The sequence below is a fragment of the Blautia sp. MSK20_18 genome, assembly GCF_020553125.1.
In the GTDB taxonomy this organism is placed as follows: domain Bacteria; phylum Bacillota; class Clostridia; order Lachnospirales; family Lachnospiraceae; genus Blautia_A; species Blautia_A fusiformis.
In genome coordinates this window covers 1-25,210 of record NZ_JAJCGR010000007.1, presented here as the reverse complement: position 1 = coordinate 25,210, position 25,210 = coordinate 1, and the positions used below count along the sequence as shown (strand labels likewise).

Genomic DNA, 25,210 nt, shown 5'->3' with positions numbered 1-25,210 from the left:
ATATGCGATGAAAATAAAATCAGGAAGAATGATCTAAGCAGGTTTACGGTTTTGTATCGGCCTGCTTTTTTTGTGCGGATAAAGGAACTGGAAATGGAGAAGCAATGAACAGAAGTCGTTTTAAACTGGACCAGAATCATGCTCCAATTCATGAAGCTCTGGAAAAATTCCTGCGTATGAGAGTAGTACCCTTCGATGTGCCGGGACATAAAAGAGGAAGAGGAAATCCGGAGCTTACTGAATTTCTGGGACAAAAATGTGTAGGTGTGGATGTAAACAGCATGAAGCCGCTTGATAATCTCTGTCATCCCGTATCTGTGATCCGGGAGGCGGAAGAGCTGGCAGCAGATGCCTTTGGAGCAGCGCATGCATTTCTTATGGTTGGAGGAACTACAAGCTCAGTGCAGACTATGGTGCTAACTGCCTGTAAGAGGGGAGATGAGATCATTCTTCCCCGAAATGTCCACAGAAGTGTGCTGAATGCGCTGGTTCTGTGCGGAGCAATCCCGGTCTATGTGAATCCGGAGGTGGATCAGAGACTTGGGATTTCTCTTGGAATGCGACGTGAACAGGTGGCAAAGGCAATTAAGGAGCACCCAAATGCGGTGGCTGTGCTGGTGAACAATCCCACCTATTATGGAATCTGCAGTGATCTTCGCGCAATTGTACGCATGGCTCATGAAGCAGGAATGCTGTGTCTGGCAGATGAGGCACATGGAACTCATTTTTATTTTGGCGGAGGTCTGCCGGTTTCGGCAATGGCAGCTGGTGCAGATATGGCGTCTGTATCCATGCATAAAAGCGGCGGAAGCCTGACCCAGTCCAGCCTTCTTCTTACAGGACCAGGTGTTCATGCCGGTTATGTCCGTCAGATCATCAATCTGACTCAGACTACTTCAGGCAGCTATCTTCTGATGTCAAGTCTTGACATTTCGCGCCGGAATCTTGCACAGCGAGGACGCCAGATTTTTCATCAGGTAGCAGATATGGCAGAGTATGCAAGGGAAGAGATCAATGCTATTGGCGGCTATTATGCATTTGGAAAAGAGCTGGTGAATGGAGATTCGGTTTTTGATTTTGACATTACGAAATTAAGTGTACATACCCTGGATATCGGACTTGCAGGGATCGAGGTTTACGATATACTGAGAGATGAATATGATATTCAGATCGAATTTGGCGATATTGGAAATATTCTGGCTTATCTGTCGATCGGAGATCGTGCCCAGGAAATAGAGCGGCTGGTAAGTGCTCTTGCGGAGATCCGCAGGCGATTCCAGAAGGATAAATCAGGATTGCTGGATCAGGAATATATCGATCCTCAGGTAGTGACAAGTCCTCAGGAAGCTTTTTATGCAGAAAAATGCAGCCTTCCTCTCAGAGAAACCGAAGGCAAGGTATGCAGCGAGTTTGTAATGTGTTATCCTCCGGGAATCCCGATTTTGGCTCCGGGGGAACGAATCACTCCGGAAATCCTGGATTATATTGAATATGCCAAGGCAAAAGGATGCAATATGACAGGCCCTGAAGATCCGGATATATTGCGTTTAAACGTACTGGCAGGGAGGTAAAGAAAATGGAAATGTGGTTTTCGGAATTTCATACACCGGATGTGAAGCATAGTATCCGGGTAAACCGTCAGCTTTATTCAAAGCAGAGTGACTATCAGAGAATTGATATTTTTGAGACACCGGAATTTGGCAGGGTGCTCACACTGGACGGTAATGTAATGCTCACAGAGCGTGACGAATTTATTTATGACGAAATGATCACTCATGTACCTATGGCTATTCACAAAGAAGCTAAAGATATTCTTGTGATCGGAGCAGGAGACGGCGGAGTTGTACGTGAACTGACCAGGTATGACCGTGTCAGCCATATTGATCTGGTAGAGATGGATCCTATGGTAGTAGAAGCCTGTCGCGCATATCTTCCGGGAAATGCCTGCAGGCTGGATGACAGGAGAGTGCACCTTCATTATGAGAATGCGTTGAAATATATACGCCGCTGCGAGAATAAATATGATCTTATTATTGTAGATTCCTCGGATCCCTTTGGCCCATCGGAGGGATTATTTACCCGTGAATTTTACGGAAACTGCTATAATGCGCTGAAGGCGGATGGAATCATGGTTAATCAGCAGGGAAGTCCTTTTTATTCCGAGGATGCGCATGCCATGCAGCGCAGTCACAAAAGAATTGCCAGTACTTTCCAGATTAGCCGTGTTTACCAGGCTCATATTCCTACCTTTGCTGCCGGCTACTGGCTGTTTGGCTTTGCAAGTAAAAAATATCATCCTGTGGATGACCTGGATTCGAAGGCATGGAATTCACTGAATCTTCGCACCCGTTACTATACTACAAGGCTTCACAAAGGTGCATTTTATCTTCCGGCTTTTCTGGAGGAAATGCTTCAGGAGGTGGAGGACTGATTTATGATCTTACCAAATATTGAAAATTTTATCGGTTGTGACAGCAGCTTTGAGGAAGCAGAAATTGTTCTTTACGGAGCTCCCTTTGATTCGACCACAAGCTTTCGTCCGGGAGCCAGGTTCGGTCCTTCTGCCATTCGTCATGAAAGCTTTGGACTGGAAACCTACAGCCCTTATCAGGATCGTGACCTTATGGATATCCGGGTATTTGACAGTGGAGATCTGGAGCTTTGCTTCGGCAGCAGTGAAAAGGCGCTTGCTGATATACAGGATCGTGCAGAGGAAATCCTGAAAGAGGGAAAAATGCCGCTGCTTCTGGGGGGAGAGCATCTGGTGACACTGGCTGCTGTGAGAGCTGCCGCCAGGAGATATCCGGGACTTCATATTATTCATTTTGATGCGCACGCAGATTTAAGAGACGATTATCTTGGTGCCCATTTAAGTCATGCGTGTGTTATCCGCAGATGCTATGATATTCTGGGAGATGGGAGGATACATCAGTTTTGTATCCGAAGCGGGGAGAGAGAAGAATTCCGGTTTGCAAAAGAGCATACAGATTTTCATCCCTTTACCTTTGAAGGCCTGGAAGAAACCGTACAGGAATTGGCCAGGAAGCAGGTTCCGGTATATTTTACCATTGATCTGGACTGTCTGGATCCATCTGTATTTCCGGGAACCGGTACACCGGAGGCAGGAGGCGTAAGCTTCCTTGAATTGCTCGCTGCTATCCGGAAGGTATCAGAATTAAATATTGTGGGAGCAGATGTCAATGAGCTGGCACCTATGCTGGATCCAAGCGGTGTTTCCACAGCTACAGCATGTAAGGTGGTCAGGGAACTGCTGCTGGCGGTGGCAAAATAAAAACAGTTACGAAAATTGAGTATAAAAAAGGAGACAAAAAACATGAGCAGAGTACTTGTAATCGGCTGCGGCGGAGTAGCCAGTGTAGCAATTCAGAAGTGTTGTCAGGCAGATACTGTATTTACAGAACTGTGTATAGCAAGCAGGACAAAAGAAAAATGTGATGCACTTGCCCGGAAACTGGAAGGAAAAACAAAAACAGTTATTACCACCGCAAAGGTGGATGCGGATGATGTAAACCAGCTGATCCAGCTGATCAATAGTTACAAACCGGATCTGGTAATGAACATTGCGCTTCCGTACCAGGATCTGACCATCATGGATGCATGTCTGGCATGTGGTGTAAACTATATGGATACGGCAAACTATGAGCCGGAGGATACGGATGATCCCAAATGGCGTGCTATTTACGAAAAACGCTGCAAGGAAGCGGGATTTTCCGCATATTTTGATTATTCCTGGCAGTGGGCATACCGGAAGAAATTTGAAGAGGCAGGGCTTACAGCACTTCTTGGCTGCGGCTTTGACCCGGGTGTTACCCAGGCATATTGTGCATATGCATTAAAGCATGAGTTTGACCAGATCGATACCATTGATATTCTGGACTGCAATGGAGGAGACCACGGATATGCATTTGCAACCAACTTTAATCCGGAAATCAATCTTCGTGAGGTAAGTGCGCCCGGAAGCTACTGGGAGAATGGACACTGGGTGGAAATTCCTCCGATGGCGATCAAGCGGGAATATGATTTTGATCAGGTCGGCGATAAAGATATGTATCTTCTGCATCATGAGGAGATCGAGTCCCTTGCCCAGACAATTCCGGGAGTAAAGAGAATCCGTTTCTTTATGACCTTCGGACAGAGCTATCTGGATCACATGCGCTGTCTGGAGGATGTGGGAATGCTTTCTACTACTCCGATCAACTATAATGGACAGGAAATCGTTCCTATCCAGTTTTTGAAGGCTCTTCTCCCGGATCCGGCCAGCCTGGGTCCACGTACTAAGGGAAAAACTAATATTGGCTGCATTTTCACCGGGGTGAAGGATGGAAAAGAGAAAACCTATTATATTTATAATGTTTGTGACCACCAGGAATGTTATAAAGAGGTTGGAAGTCAGGCAATCAGCTATACGACAGGCGTTCCGGCTATGTGCGGAGCATTAATGATGCTTACCGGAAAATGGATCCGCCCGGGAGTGTATACAGTAGAAGAATTTGACCCGGATCCGTTCCTGGAAGCACTTGACAAATATGGACTTCCACGCAGCGAAAATCATGATCCGGAGCTGGTGGATTAATGGAAAGAACAGATACAAGACCACCCTTTGCAGCGTCCGGCGGAATTATTCCGCCGGAGCTGCGGAAGATCAAAACACCTTGTTATGTTCTCGACGAAGCGGCGCTTATAAAAAATGCAGAATTAATGGGGAATATTGCCAAGAGAACAGGCTGCAAAATGCTCCTGGCACAGAAGGCTTTCAGTAATTATGACTGCTATCATCTTTTGGAACCATATTTGACAGGAACAGAAGCAAGCGGACTGTACGAAGTCAGGCTTGGTGCCCAGGAGATGCCCGGAAAAGAGGTACATGTATTTTGCGCCGGATATCGTGAGGATGAATTTGAGGAGCTGCTTAGCTTTGCAGATCATATAGTGTTTAACTCTCCTTCTCAGCTTCTTCGCTTTGGAAAAAGAGTGAAGGAGGCCGGGAAAAGTGCAGGGCTTCGGATCAATCCGGAATGCTCTACCCAGGAGGGACATGCTATTTATGATCCCTGTGCCCCAGGCAGCCGCATGGGTACTACAAGAGCACAGTGGGAGACTGCTGTGAGAAAGCATCCGGAGCTGATCGGATTATTGGATGGTATTCATTTTCACACCCTTTGTGAGCAGGACTCTTCTGATCTGGAAACTACTCTTACAGCAGTAAAGACGAAATTCGGAGATCTGATTTCTCAGATGAAATGGTTGAATCTGGGAGGAGGACATCATATTACAAGACCAGGCTATGATATTGCACGGCTTGAGAAGTGCATCAGCGCAGCAAAGGAAGAATGGAAAGTAGATGTTTATCTGGAGCCCGGAGAGGCATGGGCCTTAAATGCAGGATTTTTTTTGACAACTGTTCTGGATGTGCTGCAAAATGGTGATACCCGGCTTGCAATTTTGGACGGAAGTGCTGCCTGTCATATGCCGGATGTTCTGGAAATGCCTTATTGTCCTCCTCTTCTTGGAGCAGATGAACCGGGAGAAAATGCAGTCACAATCCGGCTCGGAGGACCAACCTGCCTGTCAGGAGATATCATAGGAGATTACAGCTTTTCAGAGCCGTTGAAGTATGGAGACATTCTCATGTTTGGTGATATGGCCATTTATACAACCTGCAAGAACAATACCTTTAATGGAATGCCTTTGCCTGATATATGGCTGAGACATGGCGATAAAACCATGGAACGTCTTACTGATTTTGGGTATGAAGATTTTAAAGGCAGACTTGGACGCTGCAGGAAATAAGAGCAGTTTTTTTGAAAAATAATATTGACAGGTTTAATGAAAAATGGGAGGGAGATTCAAAAATGAGCAAAAACGAAGGAAAAGGGTTAAAGTCTTTTAACAAGGGATTCCAAGTGCCTGATACCTACATTATCATCTTTTTTGTAGTTGTTTTCGCAGCACTTATGACATTTCTTGTACCAAAGGGATTTTACGAAACACAGGATATTTCATATATGATCAATGGTGTTGAGAAAACCCGTACAGTAATCAAAGACGGAAGTTTCCAGTATCTGACAGATGATACAGGAAATGTAGTAACAGAAGGAGTAGCACTCTTCAGTGGAGATGGTGGAACAGGATTTTTTAACTATATGTATAACGGAATCGTAAATAGTTCTGCAATCGAGATTATCGCATTTCTTATGGTAGTAGGTGGTGCATTCGGCATCATGATCCGTACAGGTGCGATTGAATCCGGATTGATCGGATTGATCCGTAAGGCAGAGGGAGCAGAAAAACTACTGATTCCGATACTTTTCGTACTGTTTTCTCTTGGTGGAGCAGTTTTCGGGATGGGAGAAGAAGCGCTTCCGTTTACTATGATTCTTTGTCCGTTGTTTGTAGCAGTTGGATATGATTCAGTTATCGCAGTTCTTGTTACTTATGTTGCAACACAGATTGGTTTTGGTTCATCTTGGATGAATCCATTCTCTGTAGGTATTGCACAGGGTATTGCAGGTATTGACGTATTCTCCGGAGCAGGATTCCGTATGGTAATGTGGGTAGTATTTACAGCACTCGGCTGTGGAATGACTATGTTCTATGCATCAAAGATCAAAAAGACTCCGACAATCTCAATCGCATATAAGACTGATTCATATTTCCGTGAGCAGAATGAAAAAACAGGAATTGACGAAGGACATTCATTTGGTCTTGGACACATTTTAGTTCTTCTGACACTGGCTGCTACAGTAGTATGGGTAGTTTGGGGAGTTATGACTCAAGGATACTATATGCCGGAGATTGCTACACAGTTCTTTATTATGGGAATTGTTTCCGGTGTGATCGGAGTTATCTTTAAACTGAACGATATGAAACTGAATGATATTGCAATATCATTCAAAGATGGAGCAAAAGATCTGATTGGTGCTGCACTTGTTGTTGCTATGGCACAGGGTATCATGCAGGTTCTTGGTGGATCTGATCCGACCACACCTACAGTTATCAATACAATTATGTATAATATTTCAAATGCATTGTCTGGAGTTTCCGGAGCGGTTGCAGCAGTACTTATGTATCTGTTCCAGTCCGTATTTAACTTCTTTGTTGTATCCGGAACAGGACAGGCTGCGATTACAATGCCGATCATGGCTCCACTGTCAGACCTGTTAGGTGTTTCACGACAGACAGCTGTAGTTGCATTCCAGCTTGGTGATGCATTTACAAACCTGATTGTTCCTACATCCGGATGTTTGATCGGATCTCTTGCAATTGCAAAGATTGAGTGGTCTAACTGGATTAAATTCATGTGGAAATTCCTTGGTGTCTTAATGATTGGTGCAATCATTACAGTTCTTATTGCAGTTGGAATTGGATTCTAAAACATGCATTGGATAATTGGGAGTGATTTATGATGAAATTAATTCAGAATATTGATGTTTATGCTCCACAGCATCTGGGGAAAAAAGATGTACTTATGATCAATGATAAGATTGTTAAGATTAAAGATCCAGGTTCTATATCCGCAGACGGATTTCTTTCTGAGGCAGAAATGATCAATGGAGAGGGGTTACTTTTAACTCCGGGATTCATTGATAGTCATGTTCATGTACTCGGAGGCGGTGGCGAAGGTGGATTCGCCAATCGTACTCCGGAAGCAACTATGGAAGGACTTACGAAGTTTGGAGTAACAACAGTTGTTGGCTGCCTTGGAACAGATGGAATCGGTCGTGATATATGTGCACTGGTTGCAAAGACAAAAGGATTGAATGAGCAGGGAATGTCTGCATACTGTTATACAGGCAGTTATCAGATTCCGGTTCGTACGTTGACTGACAGTATTGTGAAAGATATTATGATGATTCAGGAAATCATTGGAACTGGAGAAATCGCAATCTCTGATCATCGGTCTTCACAGCCGACTTTTGAGGAATTTGTACGTGTCGTTGCGGATACAAGACTTGGTGGTGTTCTTTCCGGGAAAGCTGGTATTGTAAATGTTCATCTTGGTGACAGTCCGAGATGCTTAGATCTTATTGAACGGGTGGTAGATGAGACAGAGATACCGGCTTCTCAAATATTGCCAACACATATCAATCGAAATGAGCTGCTTTTCTGCAAGTCAATGGAATATGCGCTGAAAGGCGGAGCAGTAGATTTTACCGGAAATGAAGATATTGACTATTGGGAAACTATCTGTGATGAGGTACGAGTATGTAATGGTATCAAACGGATGTTAGATGCAGGAGTAAATCCTAACCGCATGACAATTTCTTCTGATGGACAGGGAAGCCTTCCGATGTACAGTAGTGATGGCGAATTCCTTGGAATGGGCGTTGGACAGTCCAGCTGCCTTCTGAAGGAAGTTAAAGAGTGTGTGTTTAAAGCGGATATCCCGTTGGAAATTGCACTTTCAACAATAACATCCAATCCGGCAGAAATCCTTCGCCTTAATGGAAAAGGAAAGATTGAAGAGGGCTATGATGCGGATCTTTGTATCCTAGATCAGGACCTGCAGCTTGTTGAGGTAATAGCAAGAGGTAAAACAGTGTATACAAAATAGAATCAGAAATATCCGGTATAAGAACAGATGTGTTCCGTACCGGATATTTTACTAGCATACATTCTAATAGATGGGGGCAAAATAATGCTGACTTATACATATGTTTCAAAGGGAAAATTTGAACTAATGGAAAAACCGAAACCAGTGCTCATGCATGAACGAGATGCTATTGTAAAGGTGACACTGGCCAGCATCTGTTCCAGTGACCTGCATATTAAACACGGAAGTGTTCCGCGTGCAGTCCCGGGAATTACAGTTGGCCATGAGATGGTAGGTATTGTTGAGGCAGTCGGTTCTAAGGTGACGCATGTAAAACCGGGAGACCGGGTGACTGTAAATGTAGAAACCTTTTGCGGAGAGTGTTTTTTCTGTAAAAAAGGATATGTAAACAATTGTACCGACAAGAATGGTGGCTGGGCACTTGGCTGTCGTATCGATGGGGGACAGGCAGAATATGTCCGGGTTCCTTTTGCAGATCAGGGATTGAATAAAATCCCGGAAGGTGTTACGGACAGACAGGCTTTACTGGTAGGAGATGTTCTTGCTACTGGTTATTGGGCAGCACGTATTTCTGAAATCACAGAGGAAGATACTGTACTGATCATTGGAGCCGGTCCAACAGGAATATGTACTTTACTTAGTGTTATGCTGAAAAATCCAGCGAAGATTATTATATGTGAAAAGGACGAGACACGTATTCGCTTTATTAATGAGCATTATCCGGAGACGTTTACTGTTTCACCGGAAGACTGTAAAGAGTTTGTTAAGACTAATAGTGAGCATGGTGGAGCTGATGCAGTCCTTGAAGTTGCCGGAGCAGAATCGACATTTAAACTGGCGTGGGAATGTGCCCGACCAAATGCAATCGTGACAGTGGTTGCGCTTTATGATAAAGCGCAGATGTTACCACTCCCAGATATGTATGGTAAAAATCTTACTTTTAAAACAGGTGGAGTGGATGGCTGCGATTGCGAAGAAACTCTGAAGCTGATATCAGAAGGTAAGATCAACACGGAACCGCTGATTACGCATACCTATCCGTTAAACAGGATTGAAGAGGCATATGAATTGTTCGAAAATAAGAGAGATGGTGTGATTAAAGTAGCAGTGGAATGCTGAGAAACAGGTACGGGAGGCTGAACAATAGTAAGTTTATTACAAGTAATTTTACCCGTGATCATAATGCTTATTATTGGGATGATCTGCAGAGAGAAAAAACTGATCCACCCAGAGGGAATTGAAGGACTTCAGGCATTGGTTATGAATTTTGCATTTCTAATCTCATTGTTTTATATTTTTTATCGGGCAAGTATTAAAGCAAATACTGTGATATTTCCGGTTATCTTCTTCGTAGTGACCGCAGGTGGGATTTTTGCAGGAAGGCTGCTTTGTAAACTTGTAAAAGAAAAGGATGTCTATTTTCCCTTTACACTGACAGGATATGAGGCTGGAATGCTGGGATATGCTCTGTTTGGTATTCTGCTTGGAAATGATAAGATCACGCAATAACTTGCTTAATATTGTCCCATTTTGCCAAGCTGGCAGCTAAAACACACATTTCACAAATCCCCGAAATCCATTGCAAAACAGGGCATTTCCGGGCAAATCAAGGAGAAATAAAACAATGGTAAAAATATTTTTCATCTGCCACGGCAGAACTCCATGACTACTCGCAATCCTCGGAATAATGGAGCAAACTGGGGCATAATTTGGCGTCCGCCGGGGGTGAGACTACCAGGAGACTACAAATAAACGACTTTAAATTCGGGAATGTAGGGGCAATCGTTAATCGGGTATATATTGTATGCACCCCTTGCTGATAATCGTTAATCTGGTTCTACCAGGTGACTACTACACTTCAAAATTAAAAGTTTTCTTTCCATAATATATGGATTTGTTCTCTTGCACCGCCCATGTGGAGACTGTGTGCCTTTTGGGCAAACGAAAACCAGATACCACGGTAAAACTCAGCGTGGATATGGATGATTACTACCGTATTAAAGATGGTAAAGAGCCTAAATAAAACCGAATAATACACTGAAACAAAGCAAGACAGAAGCTGTTGATGCGTTAGAAGATAACGTGTCAGCGGCTTTTTCTTTTTATCTAAAAATCTATTAGTCAAGTCTGAAAGGAGTCAATTCTATGGCAAAGAAAAATGTAAGAAATATGAAGGTTTGTGGACAGAGCGGTTATAAATATGAGACAGTTCCGGCGATTACATTAAAAGGAAAGTGGCTGGAAGAACTGGGCTTTCATCTTGGGGATTATGTGCAGGTGAAATGTGAAAATGGTCAGCTGATTATCACGCCGGATGTGAATAAAGCACAGGAGCAGGAAGCAAAAACAGCATTTATGGATGAGGAGATTAAGAAACTGAAAATCAGATACCAGAATGAAAAAGAAGAAATTACTGCAAAATATGTGGCAAAGCAGAGTATCGGCTGTTATGGAAAGAAAGCATGAGAGGGGGAGAAAGTATGGCAAGAATTATCATGTGCGGATCATTTAAAGGGGGAGTTGGCAAGACTGCCAGCTCCTGGAACCTGGCTTATTCACTGGCGAGATGGGAAAAAGGATTTATCTGTGCTGGAAAAGAGTATCGGGGACGGGGATCCGGAAAAGTCTTCCCTGGATCTGTTTTCCCTTGAGATGTTTGAGAACATTGCGTATGTGATGGCGAAGCATGCGGATCCGTCTATTCCGGATAATCCGGAGGAATGGCTGGATGAATTTAATACATTCAGTATTTATCAGGTTCTGCCGAAGCTGATTGAACTGTGGGGAATGAACATTAAGACAGATGTTGAGGCTAAAAAAAACTTCATGCAACAGACCGTGAAATGACAACTCCCCTGTTTCTTCTCCGGTGTGTGCAGCTGGGGATTTCCATCCGGGATCTGGATCTGCTGACTATCGGGATGGTGAATGATATATTTGTGGAGAGCAGGAACGATGAGTACAAAGGGTGGAGAAAGGTTGCCACACAGGAGGATTTCGACAGGTTCTGATCTGATGAAATGTGGTGACAGGATGATTCAGAAAGGGTATAATGGGTTTTATCAAATCAATATTTACTGAATTAAGTTAATCGTGCCATATGGCTTGATTATAAATACAAAGATAAAAACGCAATGTACATTAAAAATGTATTAGAGCTGGTAGGTAGCCCAGCCGTCCTATGTAAATAGGGTAAGTAACCTGCCCCTCCGGGTTGTCCATTCTTTGTTCATTTTATTTTAGGAGGGATTCTTATGGACAAAGTAAATGGAAAACTGACGGTATATTTTGAAGAACCATTTTGGGTAGGCGTATTTGAGCGTATTGAAGATGGTAAACTATCTGTGGCGAAGGCAACATTTGGTGCAGAACCAAAAGATTACGAAGTACAGGAATATATTCAAAAATACTATTTCAGTTTGAAATTCAGTCCGGCTGTTGAAACTATTGTAAAGGATATCAAAAGAAATCCGAAACGGATGCAGCGAGAAGCAAAAAAGCAGATGCTGGAAACCGGCATTGGTACAAAATCGCAGCAGGTATTGAAATTACAGCAGGAACAGAACAAACAGGAGCATAAAGAGAGAAGCCGCAAGAAAAAAGAGGCGGAAGAACAGCGAATGTTTGAATTGAAACAGCAAAAGAAAAGAGAAAAGCATAAGGGACATTAAAGTCCCTTGGGCTTTTCCTCAAATCGGAAGTTAAGGAGGGCATTTATATGAAATTAGCAGATTTAGCTACGGGTCCAGACTGGATAATATGGACTGTCTTTGTGGTATTTGCTGTACTTTCTATAATTTTACTTTCTGGGCACGGAAGTTGGTTTATTTCTGGATACAATATGGCTTCAAAAGAAGAAAAGGAAAAGTATGATGAAAAAAAGTTATGCAGAACAACGGGAATTGGAATGTCTATTATAGCAATTCTTATATTAATTATGGGTTTGTTTGAAAACTTTCTTTCTGCATTTTTTATATATATTGCAGTGGGAATCATTGTGGTTGATGTCGTGGTGATTATCATTTTGGGAAACACGCTATGCAGAAAGTAACAACTTAAGTTTAAGGAGGTAGTTATGGCTTTTGATTTTAAGAAAGAATATAAAGAGTTTTATATGCCTAAAAATAAACCAGCGATTGTAACAGTCCCAAAAGCAAATTATATTGCAGTCAGAGGAAAGGGTAATCCAAACGAAGAAGGCGGGGCATATCAGCAGGCAATTAGTGTATTATATGCGGTTGCATATACTTTGAGAATGAGTTACAAGACAGATTATAAAATTGCAGGATTTTTTGAATATGTAGTTCCACCACTTGAAGGATTCTGGTGGCAGGAAAATATACATGGTGTAAATTATGCAGATAAAGATTCATTTAATTGGATTTCAGTTATCCGCCTGCCTGATTTTGTGAATCAAAAAGATTTTGAATGGGCTGTTGAAACAGCAGCTAAAAAGAAAAAAATAGACTGTTCATCGGCAGAGTTTTTGACCATTGATGAGGGATTGTGTGTTCAAATAATGCACTTGGGGGCATTTGATGATGAACCTGCAACTGTTGCACTTATGGATGCTTATTTGGAGCAGAATGGATATGTTAATGATATGAATATGGAAAGATTACATCATGAAATATATCTGTCTGATGCAAGAAAGGTTGCCCCAGAAAAATGGAAAACGGTCATTAGGCATCCTATAAAGAAATTGTAAACTTCCAGTTTTGTTGATAAAAAAATGAAGACGATAATGAAAGCATTTGTCAGGGATGGCAGGTGCTTTTTTTGTGCCCGGAGTGATCCGGGTATTTTTGTGCCTTTTTTTATGGGATTTAGGGGGTGAGCCGTATGGCAGGGAACAGAATCAGGGGGATCACTGTCGAGATTGGCGGCGATACCACAAAATTGCAGACTGCCCTGAAAGGGGTTAATACGGAAATTAGGAATACGCAGAGCCAGCTGAAAGATGTGGAGAAGCTTCTGAAGCTGGATCCGGGGAATACGGAGCTGATCGCGCAGAAGCACAGACTGCTGGCACAGGCGGTTTCTGAAACAAGGGAAAAGCTGGAGACTTTGAAGACTGCACAGCAGCAGGCGGATGAGGCATTGCGGAACGGAACGATTTCCCAGGACCAGTATGATGCCCTGCAGAGGGAGATCATTGAGACGGAACAGAGACTGCGGAGTCTGGAAGAGCAGGCGAACCAGTCTGCGACTGCCCTGCAGAAAATCGGGGCAACCGGTGAAAAGCTGCAGACGGTTGGAAACAAGATTTCTTCTGTTGGGCAGAAGCTGCTTCCTGTGACGGGAGTGGTGACAGGGCTTGGAACGGCGGCGGTGAAAACTGCCGCTGATTTTGACTCTGCGATGAGCAGGGTGGCGGCTGTGTCCGGGGCAACGGGATCTGATTTTGACAGCCTCCGGGATAAGGCCAGGGAGATGGGGCCAAGACAAAGTTCTCTGCGACTGAGGCGGCGGATGCCATGAATTATATGGCTATGGCCGGATGGAAGACGGAGGATATGCTGTCCGGTATTGAGGGTGTTATGTATCTGGCTGCTGCATCAGGGGAAGATCTGGCAACGACTTCTGATATTGTGACGGACGCGCTGACGGCTTTTGGGCTGACTGCAACGGATTCGGGACATTTTGCAGATGTGCTGGCGGCTGCTTCCAGTAATGCCAATACGAATGTGTCCATGATGGGCGAGACGTTCAAGTATTGTGCGCCGGTTGCGGGGGCACTGGGATTCTCGGTTGAGGACACGGCAGAAGCGATCGGTCTGATGGGGAATGCAGGTATCAAGGCTTCCCAGGCGGGTACTTCCATGCGTTCCATCATGACTAACCTGACCGGGGATGTGAAGCTGTCGGGTGCGGCGATTGGGGATGTGACCATTGCTACCACGAATGCAGACGGATCCATGAGGAGCCTGTCTGCGATCCTGGCTGAATGCAGGGGAGCTTTTGCAGGAATGACGGAAGCTGAGAAGGCGAACAATGCGGAGGCTTTGGTTGGAAAGAATGCAATGTCAGGGTTCCTTGCACTGATGAATGCGGCTCCGGAGGATATTGAAAAGGTGTCCGGAGCAGTGAATAACTGTAAGGATGCTGCAAAGAACATGGCGGATACCATGCAGGATAATCTGGAAGGACAGCTGACTATTCTGAAGTCACAGCTTCAGGAGCTGGCGATCTCTTTCGGGGATCTGCTGATGCCTGCGGTGCGGAGTATTGTTTCCGGGCTGCAGGGGATGGTGGATGTGCTGAATGCCATGCCGGACGGGGTGAAACGTGTGATCATGATCGTTGCACTTCTGGCTGCGGCTCTGGGACCTGTGCTGATCATCATAGGCAAGACTCTTTCGGCCATTGGAACGATTATGACATGGGCACCGAAGCTTGCCGGTGCGATCAGTGCGGTGAAGGGTGCTTTTGCAGCACTGAGTGCTACGATGATGGCGAACCCTATTGCTATTGTGATCGTTGCCATTGCAGCTTTAGTGGCGGCGTTTATTTATCTCTGGAATACCAATGAGGAGTTCCGGAAGTTCTGGATTAGGCTGTGGAATGAGATTAAGGAAGTCGCTGTCCAGGTATGGACGGCGGTTTCCCAGTTTCTGGTTTCTGCATGGAACGGGATCAGGAATACGGCGGTGGCTGTCTGGAATGGCATCAGGGATTTCTTTTCCAGTCTGTGGGCTGGGATTAAGACGCTGTTCACAACGGTTGTCACTGCAATTTCTACTTTCCTTGTGGGAGCGTGGAATGGAATCCGGGCAACGGTTATGGCGGTGTGGAATGCGATTTCAGCATTTTTTGGTTCTGTCTGGAATGGTATCAGGTCTGTTATTACGAATGTGGTGAACGGGATTCGGACATTTTTGCAGAGTGCATGGAACGGGATCCGCACAGTCATTACTACGGTGATGAATGCGATCCGGACGGTGCTCACTACTGTCTGGAATGGTATCCGGACAATTATTTCTACGGTGCTGAATGGAATCAGGGGTACTGTCAATTCCGTGTGGAATGGGATCAGGAATACGATTTCTTCTGTGGTAAACGGGATTAAGAATACGGTTTCCAGTGCTTTTAATGCCATGTGGTCCGGAATCCGGAGTACGATTTCCGGTATTTATAATACGATTCGGGACGGACTGGGAAATGCAGTGAATTATATTACGGGTCTTGCGTCTGCCGGATGGCGTTGGGGCGCAGATATCATCAATGGCATTGTGAATGGAATCCGGAGCTGTATTGGTGCAGTTGCCAATGCAGTAACGGATGTGGCAAATACGATCCGTTCCCATCTGCATTTCTCTGTGCCGGATGAAGGACCACTGACGGATTTCGAGAGCTGGATGCCGGACTTTATGAGTGGTCTGGCTGAGGGCATTGAGAAGAGCAGGGGCATGGTAAAGGCGGCTGTGAACAGTGTGGCTGCGGATATGGTGATTTCGCCGCAGATGGCTGTGGCAGAAAGTGGTGTGATGACCGGTACGGGAACGTCCGGCGGTGCGGATCTGACAGCCGGTATTGTGGCAGCGCTGAAGGATGTGCTGGGCGATCAAAAAGAACAGCAGGGGGATCTGGTGATTCCGGTTTATCTGGAAAACCAGCTGCTGGATGAGGTGATCGTGACGGCACAGCAGAGAATGAGTCTGAGGAGCGGAGGTAGATAGAATGGCTTTTTTTCAGTATCTTGTGTTTGACGGGGAGAACCTGCCGCTTTCGGATTCTTAAGAGGTGGAGCTGGAGGATGTGGAAGCGGATTCTGGCGGTGAGACGGAGGCGGGGACGACACAGAGGGATGTGGTGCGGCATGGGGTTGTGAGCATTCCGGTGTCGTTTTCTGTTACGGCGAAGTGGCTGGCGAAACTGGCGACGTATGCGAAGAAAGACAAGATTGCGGTGCAGTATTTTGATACGGAGACGCTAGGGCTGAAAACGACGGAGATGTATGTGACAGGGTATAAGGCGAAGCTGAAAAAGGATACCAGTTATAAGGGGCTGTGGATGGTGAGTTTTATGTTGAAGGAGATGTAAAGATATGAGGTGACTGGGGAGCGTGAAGCTGTTATAATGAAGTCATGAAAACGAAATCAGGAGGATATTTTGATGGGGAAAAATGACAGATTTGAAAGAATTTATTCACAGGGAACTATGAATGTTATGGAAATATGGGTTGACAGGGAAACTGGGGTAAACTATGTGTTTCATGCGGCTGCGAATGCAGGAGGAATGACTCCGCTGCTTGACAGAGAGGGCAAACCGGTGGTTTCTCCGATTTTTAATAGATAACTTTGAATTTTGGGAAAAATATCAGAGAGGACAAACTATGGAGAAAGAAAAAAGAACTGTTGAAATTGAAGAAATCACTGGTAAAAAGGAATTTAGTGCTTGGATAAAAGAACATAAAACACAGATTCTTTTAACTGGAATTAGTGTAACGGCTATCTTAACAACTGCATTAGGTTTAAAGAATAAGGATGCAATAACAGATGTGTGGAATACACTGAAACAACAAATAGAAAAAGGATCTTTATACAGTTCAAAATGGTTTGATAAAGCTAGTCTTAAGGAACTTGAGACAGCAAGAAAATACGTTCAACAGGATTATAATAATCCAGATCTGGATTTGGATTATAGAAGTTATTGCTGGAATCTGTTGAATAAATTTGATAATGCCATCGGAAAAATAAAGTGGGCTGGTAAAGAATACGGGTATCCAGTTCATAGTAGTAATGGATGGCATTTGACAAGTGATGATTAAGACAATTCTGGCTTGCAGGTGAGGAAAATGAGATTAAAAAATATTTTGATTGTAGTGAAAGATATTGAAAAGTCAAGGCAATTTTATCATGATCTGTTTGGCCTTGAGGTGGTGCTTGATAATAACGGAAATATGATTCTGGCGGAAGGACTTGTGCTTCAGGATGAAAAGATATGGAAAGATTTTCTGGGAAAGGAGATTATTCCACAGAATAATTCCTGTGAACTGTATTTTGAAGAACGTGATATAGAGGCATTTGTTGAAAGGTTGGAAGGACTGTGTCCGTCAGTAAACTATGTCAACAGGCTTATGACACACAGTTGGGGACAGAAGGTAGTCCGTTTTTATGATCCGGATGGAAATCTGATCGAGGTAGGGACGCCTGCGTAGAGTATGTTTATAGTTAAACAAAAGAAGTGGAGGCTAGAATATGGATGACCTGTTAAATAACCCTTGGATTAAGATAATTTACAAAATATCGATGGTAGAGGAGATGCAGGTTAGAAAATGGATTGAGGAATTGGAAAACGAATTAGCTGAGAAGAACCGTTTTTTTCCAGATGGGAAAGCTTTGAAATTAGTTGATAAATTAGTTGATGCTCCTCATAAAGTTTTAGAAAAAGGCACGAAAATATTTAGAGCGAGAACGATAGATAAATATCATGAGCAGCAGTATTTTAGTTCTTTAAGGAATGATATTAACAGAATCATTTCAGTACATATTCCTGATTTTGACATAAATAATGGAAATTATGCGCTGATGAATCTGGCAGAATATGTGCAGAAAAATAATATCAAAAATATTTTTGATACTGAAGAACAGAAAATAATAAATAAATATGGTGTAAAAGCATGGTGGGGATATAATGAGACGGAATCAGATGCTCCGCCACAGGGTATTGCTGGAGCTGGAAGAATTAATCCCAAAGGAATAAGTTATCTATATGCTGCAGACAATAAAAAAACTGCGGCATTAGAAGTACGCCCAGTGATTTCTCAATATGTTAGTATTGCTGAGATAGAGATAAAAAGTGATTTAAACTTGTTTGATTTTACAACACAGTATGATCTGGGATGTTCACAAAAAGAGTGGGATTGTTCAATTATATTATCTGTTTTGTCGGAGTATTTTTCAAGTCCGAATTACAGTGGTGATACTGCATACTTGGCAACACAATATATTAGTGAATACATTAAACATATTAAGACGAGCAACGGAAAAAAATTGTTTGATGGATTATGCTTTAAAAGTTCTTTGGATAATGAAGGCTTAAATTATGTGTTATTTGATATAAGTGAAACTAAAAAATATAAAATTAATAATTCATCAATTTACCAGATGATGGACTTAACCGGAAAATTACAACAACAATTACCATTATCAAACGAAATGTAAAAAATAAGCATTGGTCATGGAAATGGCTGGTGCTTTTTTTCGTGCGGAAACGGAGGTGGCGGGATGTATCCTGTGTCGGATGCTTTTCTGAGGGCAGTCAGGAGTAATACAAGAAAATATTACTGGACGGGTACAATCGTTACCAAGGGCGGAATGACGTATGAGTTCGGGGCAAAGGAGATTGTGAAGGGTTCCGGGTATATTTCCAGGCAGTGCTGTGGGAGTACGGAGATTGAGCTGGGAACGGTGTATGCTGCGGAGATGGGGATCACACTTCTGAGTGATATTGACAGGTATACGCTGGAGGATGCACTGGTGACGCTGGTGTTTCATCTGGTGCTGGCGGATGGTTCGGTGGAAGATGTGCCGATGGGAGTTTTTGAGGTCAGTGAGGCGAACCGTCTGGCGAAGTGCCTGGAACTGAAGGCGTATGATTTTATGCTGCGGTTTGATAAGAGTTTCAACGGATTTGAGACTGTGGGGACTGCTTATGATTTTATTACTTTGTGCTGTAAGCGGTGTAAAGTGGAGTTTGCGAATAAGAGGGCGGAGATTGATGCCATGCCGAATGGCGGGGTGACGCTTTCTGTTTATACTGAAAATGATATTGAGACCTGCCGGGACGTGCTGTTTTATGTGGCACAGGTTCTGGGAGGTTTCTTTATTATCAACAGGGAGGGAAAACTGGAACTGAGAAAGTACGGGAAGGATCCTGTGATGAAGGTGGAGCAGAGACACCGTTTTTCTTCCAGTTTTTCGGATTTTATTACCAGATACACGGCAGTGAGTTCCACCAACAAGCAGACGCAGATTGCAGAGTATTATGCTCTGGATCCGGATAACGGGCTGACCATGAATCTGGGTGTGAACCCACTTCTGCAGTTTGGACTGGCAGAGACCAGAGAGATGTTGTGCAGGAATATATTGACGGATCTGTCAGTGATCAACTATGTACCTTTTGATTCGGATACAATCGGGAACCCTGCCCTGGATCCGGGGGATGTGCTGACATTTGCAGGAGGACAGGCGGATGAGGGACAGATCACCTGCATCACTTCCATCAGACAGAAGATCGGGGGAAAGCAGAGCCTGAAATGTGTGGGGAAGAACCCGAGGCTGGCTCAGGCAAAGTCAAGAAATGACAAGAATATTTCGGGACTGCTGAATCAGATTGAAGACAATGCGAAGACCGGGAAGATCGGGATCCATATGTTTACCAATGCTTCCGCGCATGAGATCGGGCAGACGAAGGTGAAGCTGATCAGTATCCAGTTTGCTTCTTCTGAGGAAAACCATATGCAGTTTTTTGCACAGGTTGTTGTGGATGTGGCTGCGGATCCGGTGGAACGGTCTGCGGAGGCTTCCGGGACTGTGGTGATTCCATTTCCGGGCGGAAGCGGCAGTGGAACTGGAAGTGGTACGGGTGGTTCTGATGGAACCGGGGAGACATCGGATGAGGAAGTTCTGAAAATGATGCGGCAGGGAATGAAGTTGGAAATACTTCCGGGGATGAGAATACAGGGAGTACGGATGATGTCGCTGGTGGCTCGGATTCCGGATCCGGAACCGGGAGTGGTTCGGAGGTTTCTGTGGATGTGAGCCTGCCGGTGAAGTGGCAGGAAGACGGACAGGCGGTCTGCCATGTGGTCTTTGAATTTAATAACGAGGAGATCGTGGAGCATTGTCCGGTGGAGACCTGGCATTCAGGGAAACATATTTTGTCGCTGTATTATCCCATTGAGAAGATTGTTGCCAATTATACGAATACATTCAATGTGTATCTCTGGATGGAGAATGGCAGCGGGACCGTTGATGTGGGAGACTGCATTGCCTCTGTCAGCGGACAGGCAATGGCGGCAGGGGAAGCCTAGGACGGAAAGCTTGAGGTGGAAGATTATACCACGAGATTTGCCATTGGCGGAGGACTGGATGTGAATGGTTTCCGGGAATCGCTGTCCATGCAGATGAAGGAGACGGTGAACAGAGGATTTGAAGTGTATTTTGCTGAGAGAGCGGGAATCAGCGGTTTCTGCAGGCCGGTAGAAATGGAGGGTGTGTGATGAAGTTGAAAGGTGAAATGGTCATTGAACTGACCGATACGAATACGGGTGCGGTGGAGACAGTTCAGGAGACGAACATGATCACGGAGGCAGTGAACAATATTCTGGGGCTGAATCCCATGGGGATTTATCTGAAAGCCAGCGGGGAGTATGACAATTCTGTTTTGTGGAACGGGACGCTGCTTCCCATCTGCCCGAACATGATCGGCGGGATCCTGCTGTTTCCGACAGTGCTGGAAGAAAAGGCGGATCATATTTACGAGCAGGGGAAGAACCTGCCGGTGGCTTATGCTTCCAACAATGTTAATTCCGGTTCCAATGTGGCGAGGGGAAGCCTGAACCAGACGGAGAGCAAGAAACTGGACAATGGATATAAGTTTGCGTGGGAGTTCACTCCCAGCCAGGGAAACGGGAATATTGCAGCTGTGGCACTGACCAGTGCCCTGGGCGGGCAGAATGCTTTTGGCAGTGCGGCAGGGGATGCCAGCACGTTCCTGCTTCTGAAAAAGGTGGATATCGGGGATATCCCGAAGGCGAAGCAGATGACACTGTTTGAGGCGGTGGAACTGGATTTTGAAAAGAACCTGCTGTATTCCATCACCTTTGGGACTTCCAGTGTGACCATTACGAAGATCCGGATCCCGGTGTTTAACATCGGGCTGAATGAGAAGCTGGATGATACCACGTATACCGTACTGGAGGAACAGACACTGACAACGGAAAGTTTTACGTTCCTTGGGGATTACACGAAGTACGGGGAATTTATGGACGGACATGACGGATACTGGTATGGATTTTCCAATGAGCCGAATGCTTCCGGGGATGCGAAGATGGTGTGGATCCGGATCTCCAAAAAGGATTATTCCTTTACGGAGGGAAGCTGGACACTGTCCAAGGCGAAGCTGTCGGAAGTGGGCACAAGGGCAAAGGACGGTTCCTATCCGGAGCGGAATGTAAAATGCTGTGTGAGGAAGGGGTATCTGTATGTGCCTTCTTATGATAAGAAGGGAGTTTATAAGATCAATGTTGCAAATTCAGCGGATGTGACGCTGATCCCGCTGGGATTTACTTCCAAACTGAAATCCCTTGGGGAGGCTGGTTCCTGTGAGGTGTATATGACGCTTCTCGGTGACATGATCGTGGCAGGGGATTTCCAGATCACGGCGGATGACAGGGTGATCAAAACACAGGGGAGTGCAAGGTTTGAAGCCATGGCAACGCCTTTGTTCCAGTATAAGAACTTTGTGTTTATGTGGGGCGGCAGTTACGGGAAGGAGCACAGGTGTGCTTACCTTCTGACGCCTTATCTGGCAAGTATTAATAATCTTTCGTCAGCGGTGGTGAAGAATACGGACAAAACGATGAAGATCACGTATACGCTGACGGAGGAAACAATGTAGGTCTTTCTGCCGCAAGGCATGGAGATAGAAAACTTATTTACGGCAGTTCTCAGAAATGGAGGCTGCTTTTTTCATGGGAGGAGGATTCTGGCATGAAGGAATTTTGGAACTTTATTCAGATGGTTTTTATGGCTGTAGGCGGATGGCTGGGCTGGTTTATGGGAGGCTGTGACGGGCTTCTGTATGCCCTGATCGCTTTTGTGGTGATCGATTATCTGACCGGGGTGATGTGTGCTTTTGCGGACCATACGCTTTCCAGTGAGGTGGGATTCCGGGGGATCTGCAGGAAGGTGCTGATCTTTCTGCTGGTGGGAATGGCGAATATTTTGGATGTGGCTGTGATCGGGAACGGATCCGTGCTGAGGACAGCGGTGATCTTTTTCTATATTTCCAATGAGGGTGTGAGCTTGCTGGAGAATGCAGGACATCTGGGGCTGCCGATCCCGCAGAAGATGAAAGATGTGTTGGAACAGCTGCATGACAGAGGGAAAGGAAGTGATGGGGAATGAGACTGGTTGAAAGTTTTCTGACTAAGAATCCCTGCTATACTGCAGGGAGAAAAATTACTGTAAAAGGCCTGATGCTTCACTCGGTTGGATGTCCGCAGCCGAGAGCACAGGTTTTTCTTGATTCCTGGAATCACACTTCTTTTGGAAGTGCATGTGTGCATGGTTTTATTGATGGAAATGATGGAACGGTGTATCAGGCATTGCCATGGAACCACAGGGGATGGCACTGTGGCTCCGGTAGTAAGGGAAGTGGAAATAATACGCATATTGGTGTGGAGATGTGTGAGCCTGCCTGCATCCGGTACACAAGCGGATCTGGTTTTACCTGCTCCGATCTGGCGAAGGCAAGGGCATCGGCAGTGCGGACGTATGAAGTAGCGGTGGAATTGTTTGCCATGCTTTGTAAGAAGTTTGGTCTGGATCCGCTGGCAGATGGTGTGGTGATTTCCCATAGAGAGGGACACGCAAGGGGAATTGCTACAAATCATGGAGATCCGGAGCATCTGTGGAAAGGTCTGGGACTGCCTTATACGATGGATGGATTCAGGAAAGCTGTGAAGGCTGCTATGTCTGGGAAAGCTGAAGGGACGCAGGCTTCTGTGTTTCTGGGGATTTCCGATGAGAAGGCAGCGGAGCGGATTGGAGTGCTGTGTGCAGAGGATATGAAAACCAGTGGGATTCTGGCTTCGGTGTCTGCGGCGCAGTTTATTCTGGAATCGGGTTATGGCAGGACGGAACTGGCGCAGAAGGCAAATAACTGTTTTGGGATGAAGTGCGTGTTGTCTGGGAATACTTGGAATGGAAGTATCTGGGATGGAACCAATAAGTACCGGAAGAAGACGCAGGAGGATGATGGAACCGGAAAGCTGTACACGGTGACTGCGGATTTCCGGAAGTATGTCTGTGTGGAGCAGTCTATTGCGGATCATTCTGCTTATCTGCTGGGCGCAATGAATGGGAAGAAAAAGAGATATGCGGGACTGGCCGGGGAGAAGGATTACCGGAAGGCTGTCCGGATCATTAAGGATGGCGGCTATGCAACGGACAGTTTTTATGTACAGAAGATCTGTGCCATCATTGAGAAGTATGGGCTGACACGGTTTGATGGCGTGAAGGTGGAGAAAAAGGTCTGGTACCGGGTGAGAAAAGACTGGAAGGATGCTAGAAGTCAGGCAGGAGCATTTCAGGTGCTGGACAATGCAAAGAAATGTGCAGACGAGCATCCGGGATTTTCGGTGTTTGATGAGAATGGAAAGGCAGTGTACAGTTCCGTGGATAAGAAGCAGGAAGAGGTGTTTCGTCCGTATCTGGTTCGTGTGGAGATTTCGGATCTGAATATCCGGAAGAAGCCGGGAACGGATCAGGAGAAGGTTGGAAAATATACGGGTGTTGGCTGTTTTACTATTGTTGCTGAGGCTGACGGTGTCGGAGCATCAAAGTGGGGGCTGCTGAAAGCGTATGAGAAAGAGCGGAATGGGTGGATCTCGCTGGATTTTGTGACAAGAATATAATAGTGAGTGATGAGGCTTTGCATTGCGGCGGTGGTCGTGGTGTGAAGCCTTTTTTTGTTAGGGCAAAGCCCTGTTTGCCATTGTGGAGTTTTTGGTCGCTTTCAATATAACATCCGGAATCGAGGTATCTTTTTTTTCTGCAAAATCACGAACTTTGCTCATTTATAGATATCAGAAAAAGGAAGATACTTTGAGGAATCTTTACGAAAAGAAAAAAGAGAAGTTAATCTCATATATCTGCTTCTTGGCTAGTCTGGGATTAAAAGTAACAATCCTTTTTTCTGTTATCTTGAACTTTTTAATTTTTCCTGTTTCGGAGTCCTTGAATTTATATTCAAACTCATCTACACATTCTTTGATGCGGTACAAAAGTATTAAGCAGTTAAAAACAAAAATCCAAGAAGATATTTACTAATCTTATTGACATAGAACAAAAAATGAATATAATCATAGTTGAACAACTATTCAACTCCGATTATACGAGGTAAGTGTATGTCTAAACCGTCTTATATTTGTAATTGTGATGTGATTCATGAGGATATTGTGAATGATGTGAAATCCAAGATGCAACCCAAAGATGATTATATCCAGTTGGCATCTTTATTTAAGCTATTTGGAGATGGTACCAGAGTACAAATCTTACACGCTCTGGAACAGAGTGAGATGTGTGTATGTGATCTTGCTGTGCTACTGGGGGTAACGAAATCCGCAATCTCACACCAGTTAAAGGCATTGCGTCTTGCGAATTTGGTAAAATTCCGTAGAGAAGCGCAGATAGTTTACTACTCTCTGGCAGATGATCATGTGAAAGAGATTATTGATAAGGGATTTGAGCATCTATGGCAGAAATAATATTTTTAGCATTATAGTTGAGCAATTGAGCAACTAAACAAATTACAAGGAGGTCATTATGAAACGAATATTTTTATTAAAAGGCTTGGACTGTCCGAACTGCTCCGCAAAAATTGAAAAAGAAGTCGGAGAATTGG

The 25,210-nt window shown here is 44.7% G+C and carries 26 protein-coding genes and 3 pseudogenes; all 29 read left to right on the top strand.

The window, feature by feature from the left end:
- The first annotated feature begins 104 nt into the window (after nucleotides 1-104).
- Entirely contained in the window at nucleotides 105-1,571 is a 1,467-nt protein-coding gene (locus LI091_RS06060; RefSeq protein ID WP_015524484.1) for an aminotransferase class I/II-fold pyridoxal phosphate-dependent enzyme, read from the top strand.
- A 5-nt stretch (nucleotides 1,572-1,576) separates the two neighbouring features.
- Complete coding sequence (gene speE / locus LI091_RS06055; protein ID WP_015524485.1) at nucleotides 1,577-2,431, top strand: polyamine aminopropyltransferase; 855 nt, start codon at nucleotides 1,577-1,579, stop codon at nucleotides 2,429-2,431.
- A gap of 3 nt (nucleotides 2,432-2,434) precedes the next feature.
- Nucleotides 2,435-3,292: an agmatinase gene (gene speB / locus LI091_RS06050; RefSeq protein ID WP_265190936.1), complete on the top strand. Its 858-nt coding sequence runs from the start codon at nucleotides 2,435-2,437 to the stop codon at nucleotides 3,290-3,292.
- Between the two features lie 42 nt (nucleotides 3,293-3,334).
- A complete protein-coding gene (locus tag LI091_RS06045) occupies nucleotides 3,335-4,594 on the top strand; it encodes a saccharopine dehydrogenase family protein (RefSeq protein ID WP_022426348.1) in 1,260 nt (419 codons plus the stop codon).
- Entirely contained in the window at nucleotides 4,594-5,811 is a 1,218-nt protein-coding gene (locus LI091_RS06040) for a carboxynorspermidine decarboxylase (protein ID WP_265190935.1), read from the top strand. The genes LI091_RS06045 and LI091_RS06040 overlap by 1 nt, the downstream gene beginning before the upstream one ends.
- 62 nt (nucleotides 5,812-5,873) lie before the next feature.
- Nucleotides 5,874-7,394 carry a putative basic amino acid antiporter YfcC gene (yfcC, locus tag LI091_RS06035; protein WP_021650661.1) on the top strand — a complete coding sequence of 507 codons (1,521 nt, stop codon included), beginning with the start codon at nucleotides 5,874-5,876 and terminating at the stop codon, nucleotides 7,392-7,394.
- Nucleotides 7,395-7,426: 32 nt separating this feature from the next.
- Nucleotides 7,427-8,575, top strand: coding sequence for a beta-aspartyl-peptidase (gene iadA / locus LI091_RS06030; protein ID WP_265190952.1), 1,149 nt, complete (start codon nucleotides 7,427-7,429; stop codon nucleotides 8,573-8,575).
- An 84-nt stretch (nucleotides 8,576-8,659) separates the two neighbouring features.
- The gene (locus LI091_RS06025; protein ID WP_265190934.1) at nucleotides 8,660-9,694 is read left to right on the top strand and encodes an alcohol dehydrogenase; all 1,035 of its coding nucleotides are present in this window, start codon (nucleotides 8,660-8,662) and stop codon (nucleotides 9,692-9,694) included.
- 63 nt (nucleotides 9,695-9,757) lie between these two features.
- Complete coding sequence (locus LI091_RS06020; RefSeq protein WP_265190933.1) at nucleotides 9,758-10,084, top strand: hypothetical protein; 327 nt, start codon at nucleotides 9,758-9,760, stop codon at nucleotides 10,082-10,084.
- Nucleotides 10,085-10,720: 636 nt separating this feature from the next.
- Nucleotides 10,721-11,041: a SymE family type I addiction module toxin gene (locus LI091_RS06015; RefSeq protein ID WP_173733888.1), complete on the top strand. Its 321-nt coding sequence runs from the start codon at nucleotides 10,721-10,723 to the stop codon at nucleotides 11,039-11,041.
- Nucleotides 11,042-11,095: 54 nt separating this feature from the next.
- Nucleotides 11,096-11,422, top strand: a complete 327-nt coding sequence (locus LI091_RS06010; RefSeq protein ID WP_244094820.1) for a hypothetical protein — start codon at nucleotides 11,096-11,098, stop codon at nucleotides 11,420-11,422.
- Entirely contained in the window at nucleotides 11,419-11,586 is a 168-nt protein-coding gene (locus LI091_RS06005; RefSeq protein ID WP_173733889.1) for a hypothetical protein, read from the top strand. The genes LI091_RS06010 and LI091_RS06005 overlap by 4 nt, the downstream gene beginning before the upstream one ends.
- 243 nt (nucleotides 11,587-11,829) lie before the next feature.
- Complete coding sequence (locus LI091_RS06000; protein WP_173733890.1) at nucleotides 11,830-12,246, top strand: YjdF family protein; 417 nt, start codon at nucleotides 11,830-11,832, stop codon at nucleotides 12,244-12,246.
- Nucleotides 12,247-12,293: 47 nt separating this feature from the next.
- A complete protein-coding gene (locus LI091_RS05995) occupies nucleotides 12,294-12,626 on the top strand; it encodes a DUF3784 domain-containing protein (RefSeq protein ID WP_005608571.1) in 333 nt (110 codons plus the stop codon).
- A gap of 24 nt (nucleotides 12,627-12,650) precedes the next feature.
- On the top strand, nucleotides 12,651-13,283 hold the full coding sequence (locus LI091_RS05990; RefSeq protein ID WP_005608572.1) for a GyrI-like domain-containing protein: 633 nt from the start codon (nucleotides 12,651-12,653) through the stop codon (nucleotides 13,281-13,283).
- 134 nt (nucleotides 13,284-13,417) lie between these two features.
- Nucleotides 13,418-16,254 (top strand): annotated as a pseudogene (locus LI091_RS05985) (phage tail tape measure protein).
- Between the two features lies 1 nt (nucleotide 16,255).
- Nucleotides 16,256-16,618: pseudogene (locus LI091_RS05980) on the top strand (hypothetical protein).
- Nucleotides 16,619-16,690: 72 nt separating this feature from the next.
- Nucleotides 16,691-16,873 carry a DUF6440 family protein gene (locus LI091_RS05975; RefSeq protein WP_173733891.1) on the top strand — a complete coding sequence of 61 codons (183 nt, stop codon included), beginning with the start codon at nucleotides 16,691-16,693 and terminating at the stop codon, nucleotides 16,871-16,873.
- 37 nt (nucleotides 16,874-16,910) lie between these two features.
- Nucleotides 16,911-17,345 carry a hypothetical protein gene (locus tag LI091_RS05970; protein ID WP_173733892.1) on the top strand — a complete coding sequence of 145 codons (435 nt, stop codon included), beginning with the start codon at nucleotides 16,911-16,913 and terminating at the stop codon, nucleotides 17,343-17,345.
- Between the two features lie 27 nt (nucleotides 17,346-17,372).
- Nucleotides 17,373-17,735, top strand: coding sequence for a VOC family protein (locus LI091_RS05965; RefSeq protein WP_195273602.1), 363 nt, complete (start codon nucleotides 17,373-17,375; stop codon nucleotides 17,733-17,735).
- 40 nt (nucleotides 17,736-17,775) lie between these two features.
- Nucleotides 17,776-18,741, top strand: coding sequence for an RES family NAD+ phosphorylase (locus tag LI091_RS05960; RefSeq protein ID WP_173733894.1), 966 nt, complete (start codon nucleotides 17,776-17,778; stop codon nucleotides 18,739-18,741).
- A gap of 63 nt (nucleotides 18,742-18,804) precedes the next feature.
- Nucleotides 18,805-20,340: a hypothetical protein gene (locus tag LI091_RS05955; protein WP_244094843.1), complete on the top strand. Its 1,536-nt coding sequence runs from the start codon at nucleotides 18,805-18,807 to the stop codon at nucleotides 20,338-20,340.
- Complete coding sequence (locus LI091_RS05950) at nucleotides 20,331-20,612, top strand: hypothetical protein (RefSeq protein WP_244094844.1); 282 nt, start codon at nucleotides 20,331-20,333, stop codon at nucleotides 20,610-20,612. Before LI091_RS05955 ends, LI091_RS05950 begins: the two co-directional genes overlap by 10 nt.
- 15 nt (nucleotides 20,613-20,627) lie before the next feature.
- Entirely contained in the window at nucleotides 20,628-20,801 is a 174-nt protein-coding gene (locus tag LI091_RS05945; protein WP_244094845.1) for a hypothetical protein, read from the top strand.
- Complete coding sequence (locus LI091_RS05940; protein WP_173746325.1) at nucleotides 20,801-22,201, top strand: hypothetical protein; 1,401 nt, start codon at nucleotides 20,801-20,803, stop codon at nucleotides 22,199-22,201. The genes LI091_RS05945 and LI091_RS05940 overlap by 1 nt, the downstream gene beginning before the upstream one ends.
- Nucleotides 22,202-22,293: 92 nt before the next feature.
- Nucleotides 22,294-22,710 carry a phage holin family protein gene (locus LI091_RS05935; RefSeq protein ID WP_021650473.1) on the top strand — a complete coding sequence of 139 codons (417 nt, stop codon included), beginning with the start codon at nucleotides 22,294-22,296 and terminating at the stop codon, nucleotides 22,708-22,710.
- Nucleotides 22,707-24,221 carry a glucosaminidase domain-containing protein gene (locus tag LI091_RS05930; RefSeq protein ID WP_110102350.1) on the top strand — a complete coding sequence of 505 codons (1,515 nt, stop codon included), beginning with the start codon at nucleotides 22,707-22,709 and terminating at the stop codon, nucleotides 24,219-24,221. Before LI091_RS05935 ends, LI091_RS05930 begins: the two co-directional genes overlap by 4 nt.
- 492 nt (nucleotides 24,222-24,713) lie before the next feature.
- Complete coding sequence (locus tag LI091_RS05925) at nucleotides 24,714-25,073, top strand: ArsR/SmtB family transcription factor (RefSeq protein ID WP_021650476.1); 360 nt, start codon at nucleotides 24,714-24,716, stop codon at nucleotides 25,071-25,073.
- Nucleotides 25,074-25,131: 58 nt separating this feature from the next.
- Nucleotides 25,132-25,210 (top strand): annotated as a pseudogene (locus LI091_RS18730) (heavy metal transporter); the annotation flags it as partial.

Coding starts and splice junctions, on each gene's coding strand:
- LI091_RS06060 (WP_015524484.1), top strand. CDS start 105: ATGAACAGAAGTCGTTTTAAACTGGACCAGAATCATGCTCCAATTCAT.
- LI091_RS05960 (WP_173733894.1), top strand. CDS start 17,776: ATGGATGACCTGTTAAATAACCCTTGGATTAAGATAATTTACAAAATA.
- LI091_RS05925 (WP_021650476.1), top strand. CDS start 24,714: ATGTCTAAACCGTCTTATATTTGTAATTGTGATGTGATTCATGAGGAT.
- LI091_RS06000 (WP_173733890.1), top strand. CDS start 11,830: ATGGACAAAGTAAATGGAAAACTGACGGTATATTTTGAAGAACCATTT.
- LI091_RS05940 (WP_173746325.1), top strand. CDS start 20,801: ATGAAGTTGAAAGGTGAAATGGTCATTGAACTGACCGATACGAATACG.
- LI091_RS06025 (WP_265190934.1), top strand. CDS start 8,660: ATGCTGACTTATACATATGTTTCAAAGGGAAAATTTGAACTAATGGAA.
- speE (WP_015524485.1), top strand. CDS start 1,577: ATGGAAATGTGGTTTTCGGAATTTCATACACCGGATGTGAAGCATAGT.
- speB (WP_265190936.1), top strand. CDS start 2,435: ATGATCTTACCAAATATTGAAAATTTTATCGGTTGTGACAGCAGCTTT.
- LI091_RS05955 (WP_244094843.1), top strand. CDS start 18,805: ATGTATCCTGTGTCGGATGCTTTTCTGAGGGCAGTCAGGAGTAATACA.
- LI091_RS05975 (WP_173733891.1), top strand. CDS start 16,691: ATGGGGAAAAATGACAGATTTGAAAGAATTTATTCACAGGGAACTATG.
- LI091_RS05995 (WP_005608571.1), top strand. CDS start 12,294: ATGAAATTAGCAGATTTAGCTACGGGTCCAGACTGGATAATATGGACT.
- LI091_RS06045 (WP_022426348.1), top strand. CDS start 3,335: ATGAGCAGAGTACTTGTAATCGGCTGCGGCGGAGTAGCCAGTGTAGCA.
- LI091_RS05935 (WP_021650473.1), top strand. CDS start 22,294: ATGAAGGAATTTTGGAACTTTATTCAGATGGTTTTTATGGCTGTAGGC.
- LI091_RS05970 (WP_173733892.1), top strand. CDS start 16,911: ATGGAGAAAGAAAAAAGAACTGTTGAAATTGAAGAAATCACTGGTAAA.
- yfcC (WP_021650661.1), top strand. CDS start 5,874: ATGAGCAAAAACGAAGGAAAAGGGTTAAAGTCTTTTAACAAGGGATTC.
- LI091_RS06020 (WP_265190933.1), top strand. CDS start 9,758: ATGCTTATTATTGGGATGATCTGCAGAGAGAAAAAACTGATCCACCCA.
- LI091_RS06040 (WP_265190935.1), top strand. CDS start 4,594: ATGGAAAGAACAGATACAAGACCACCCTTTGCAGCGTCCGGCGGAATT.
- LI091_RS06005 (WP_173733889.1), top strand. CDS start 11,419: ATGACAACTCCCCTGTTTCTTCTCCGGTGTGTGCAGCTGGGGATTTCC.
- LI091_RS06015 (WP_173733888.1), top strand. CDS start 10,721: ATGGCAAAGAAAAATGTAAGAAATATGAAGGTTTGTGGACAGAGCGGT.
- LI091_RS05965 (WP_195273602.1), top strand. CDS start 17,373: ATGAGATTAAAAAATATTTTGATTGTAGTGAAAGATATTGAAAAGTCA.
- LI091_RS05990 (WP_005608572.1), top strand. CDS start 12,651: ATGGCTTTTGATTTTAAGAAAGAATATAAAGAGTTTTATATGCCTAAA.
- LI091_RS05930 (WP_110102350.1), top strand. CDS start 22,707: ATGAGACTGGTTGAAAGTTTTCTGACTAAGAATCCCTGCTATACTGCA.
- iadA (WP_265190952.1), top strand. CDS start 7,427: ATGAAATTAATTCAGAATATTGATGTTTATGCTCCACAGCATCTGGGG.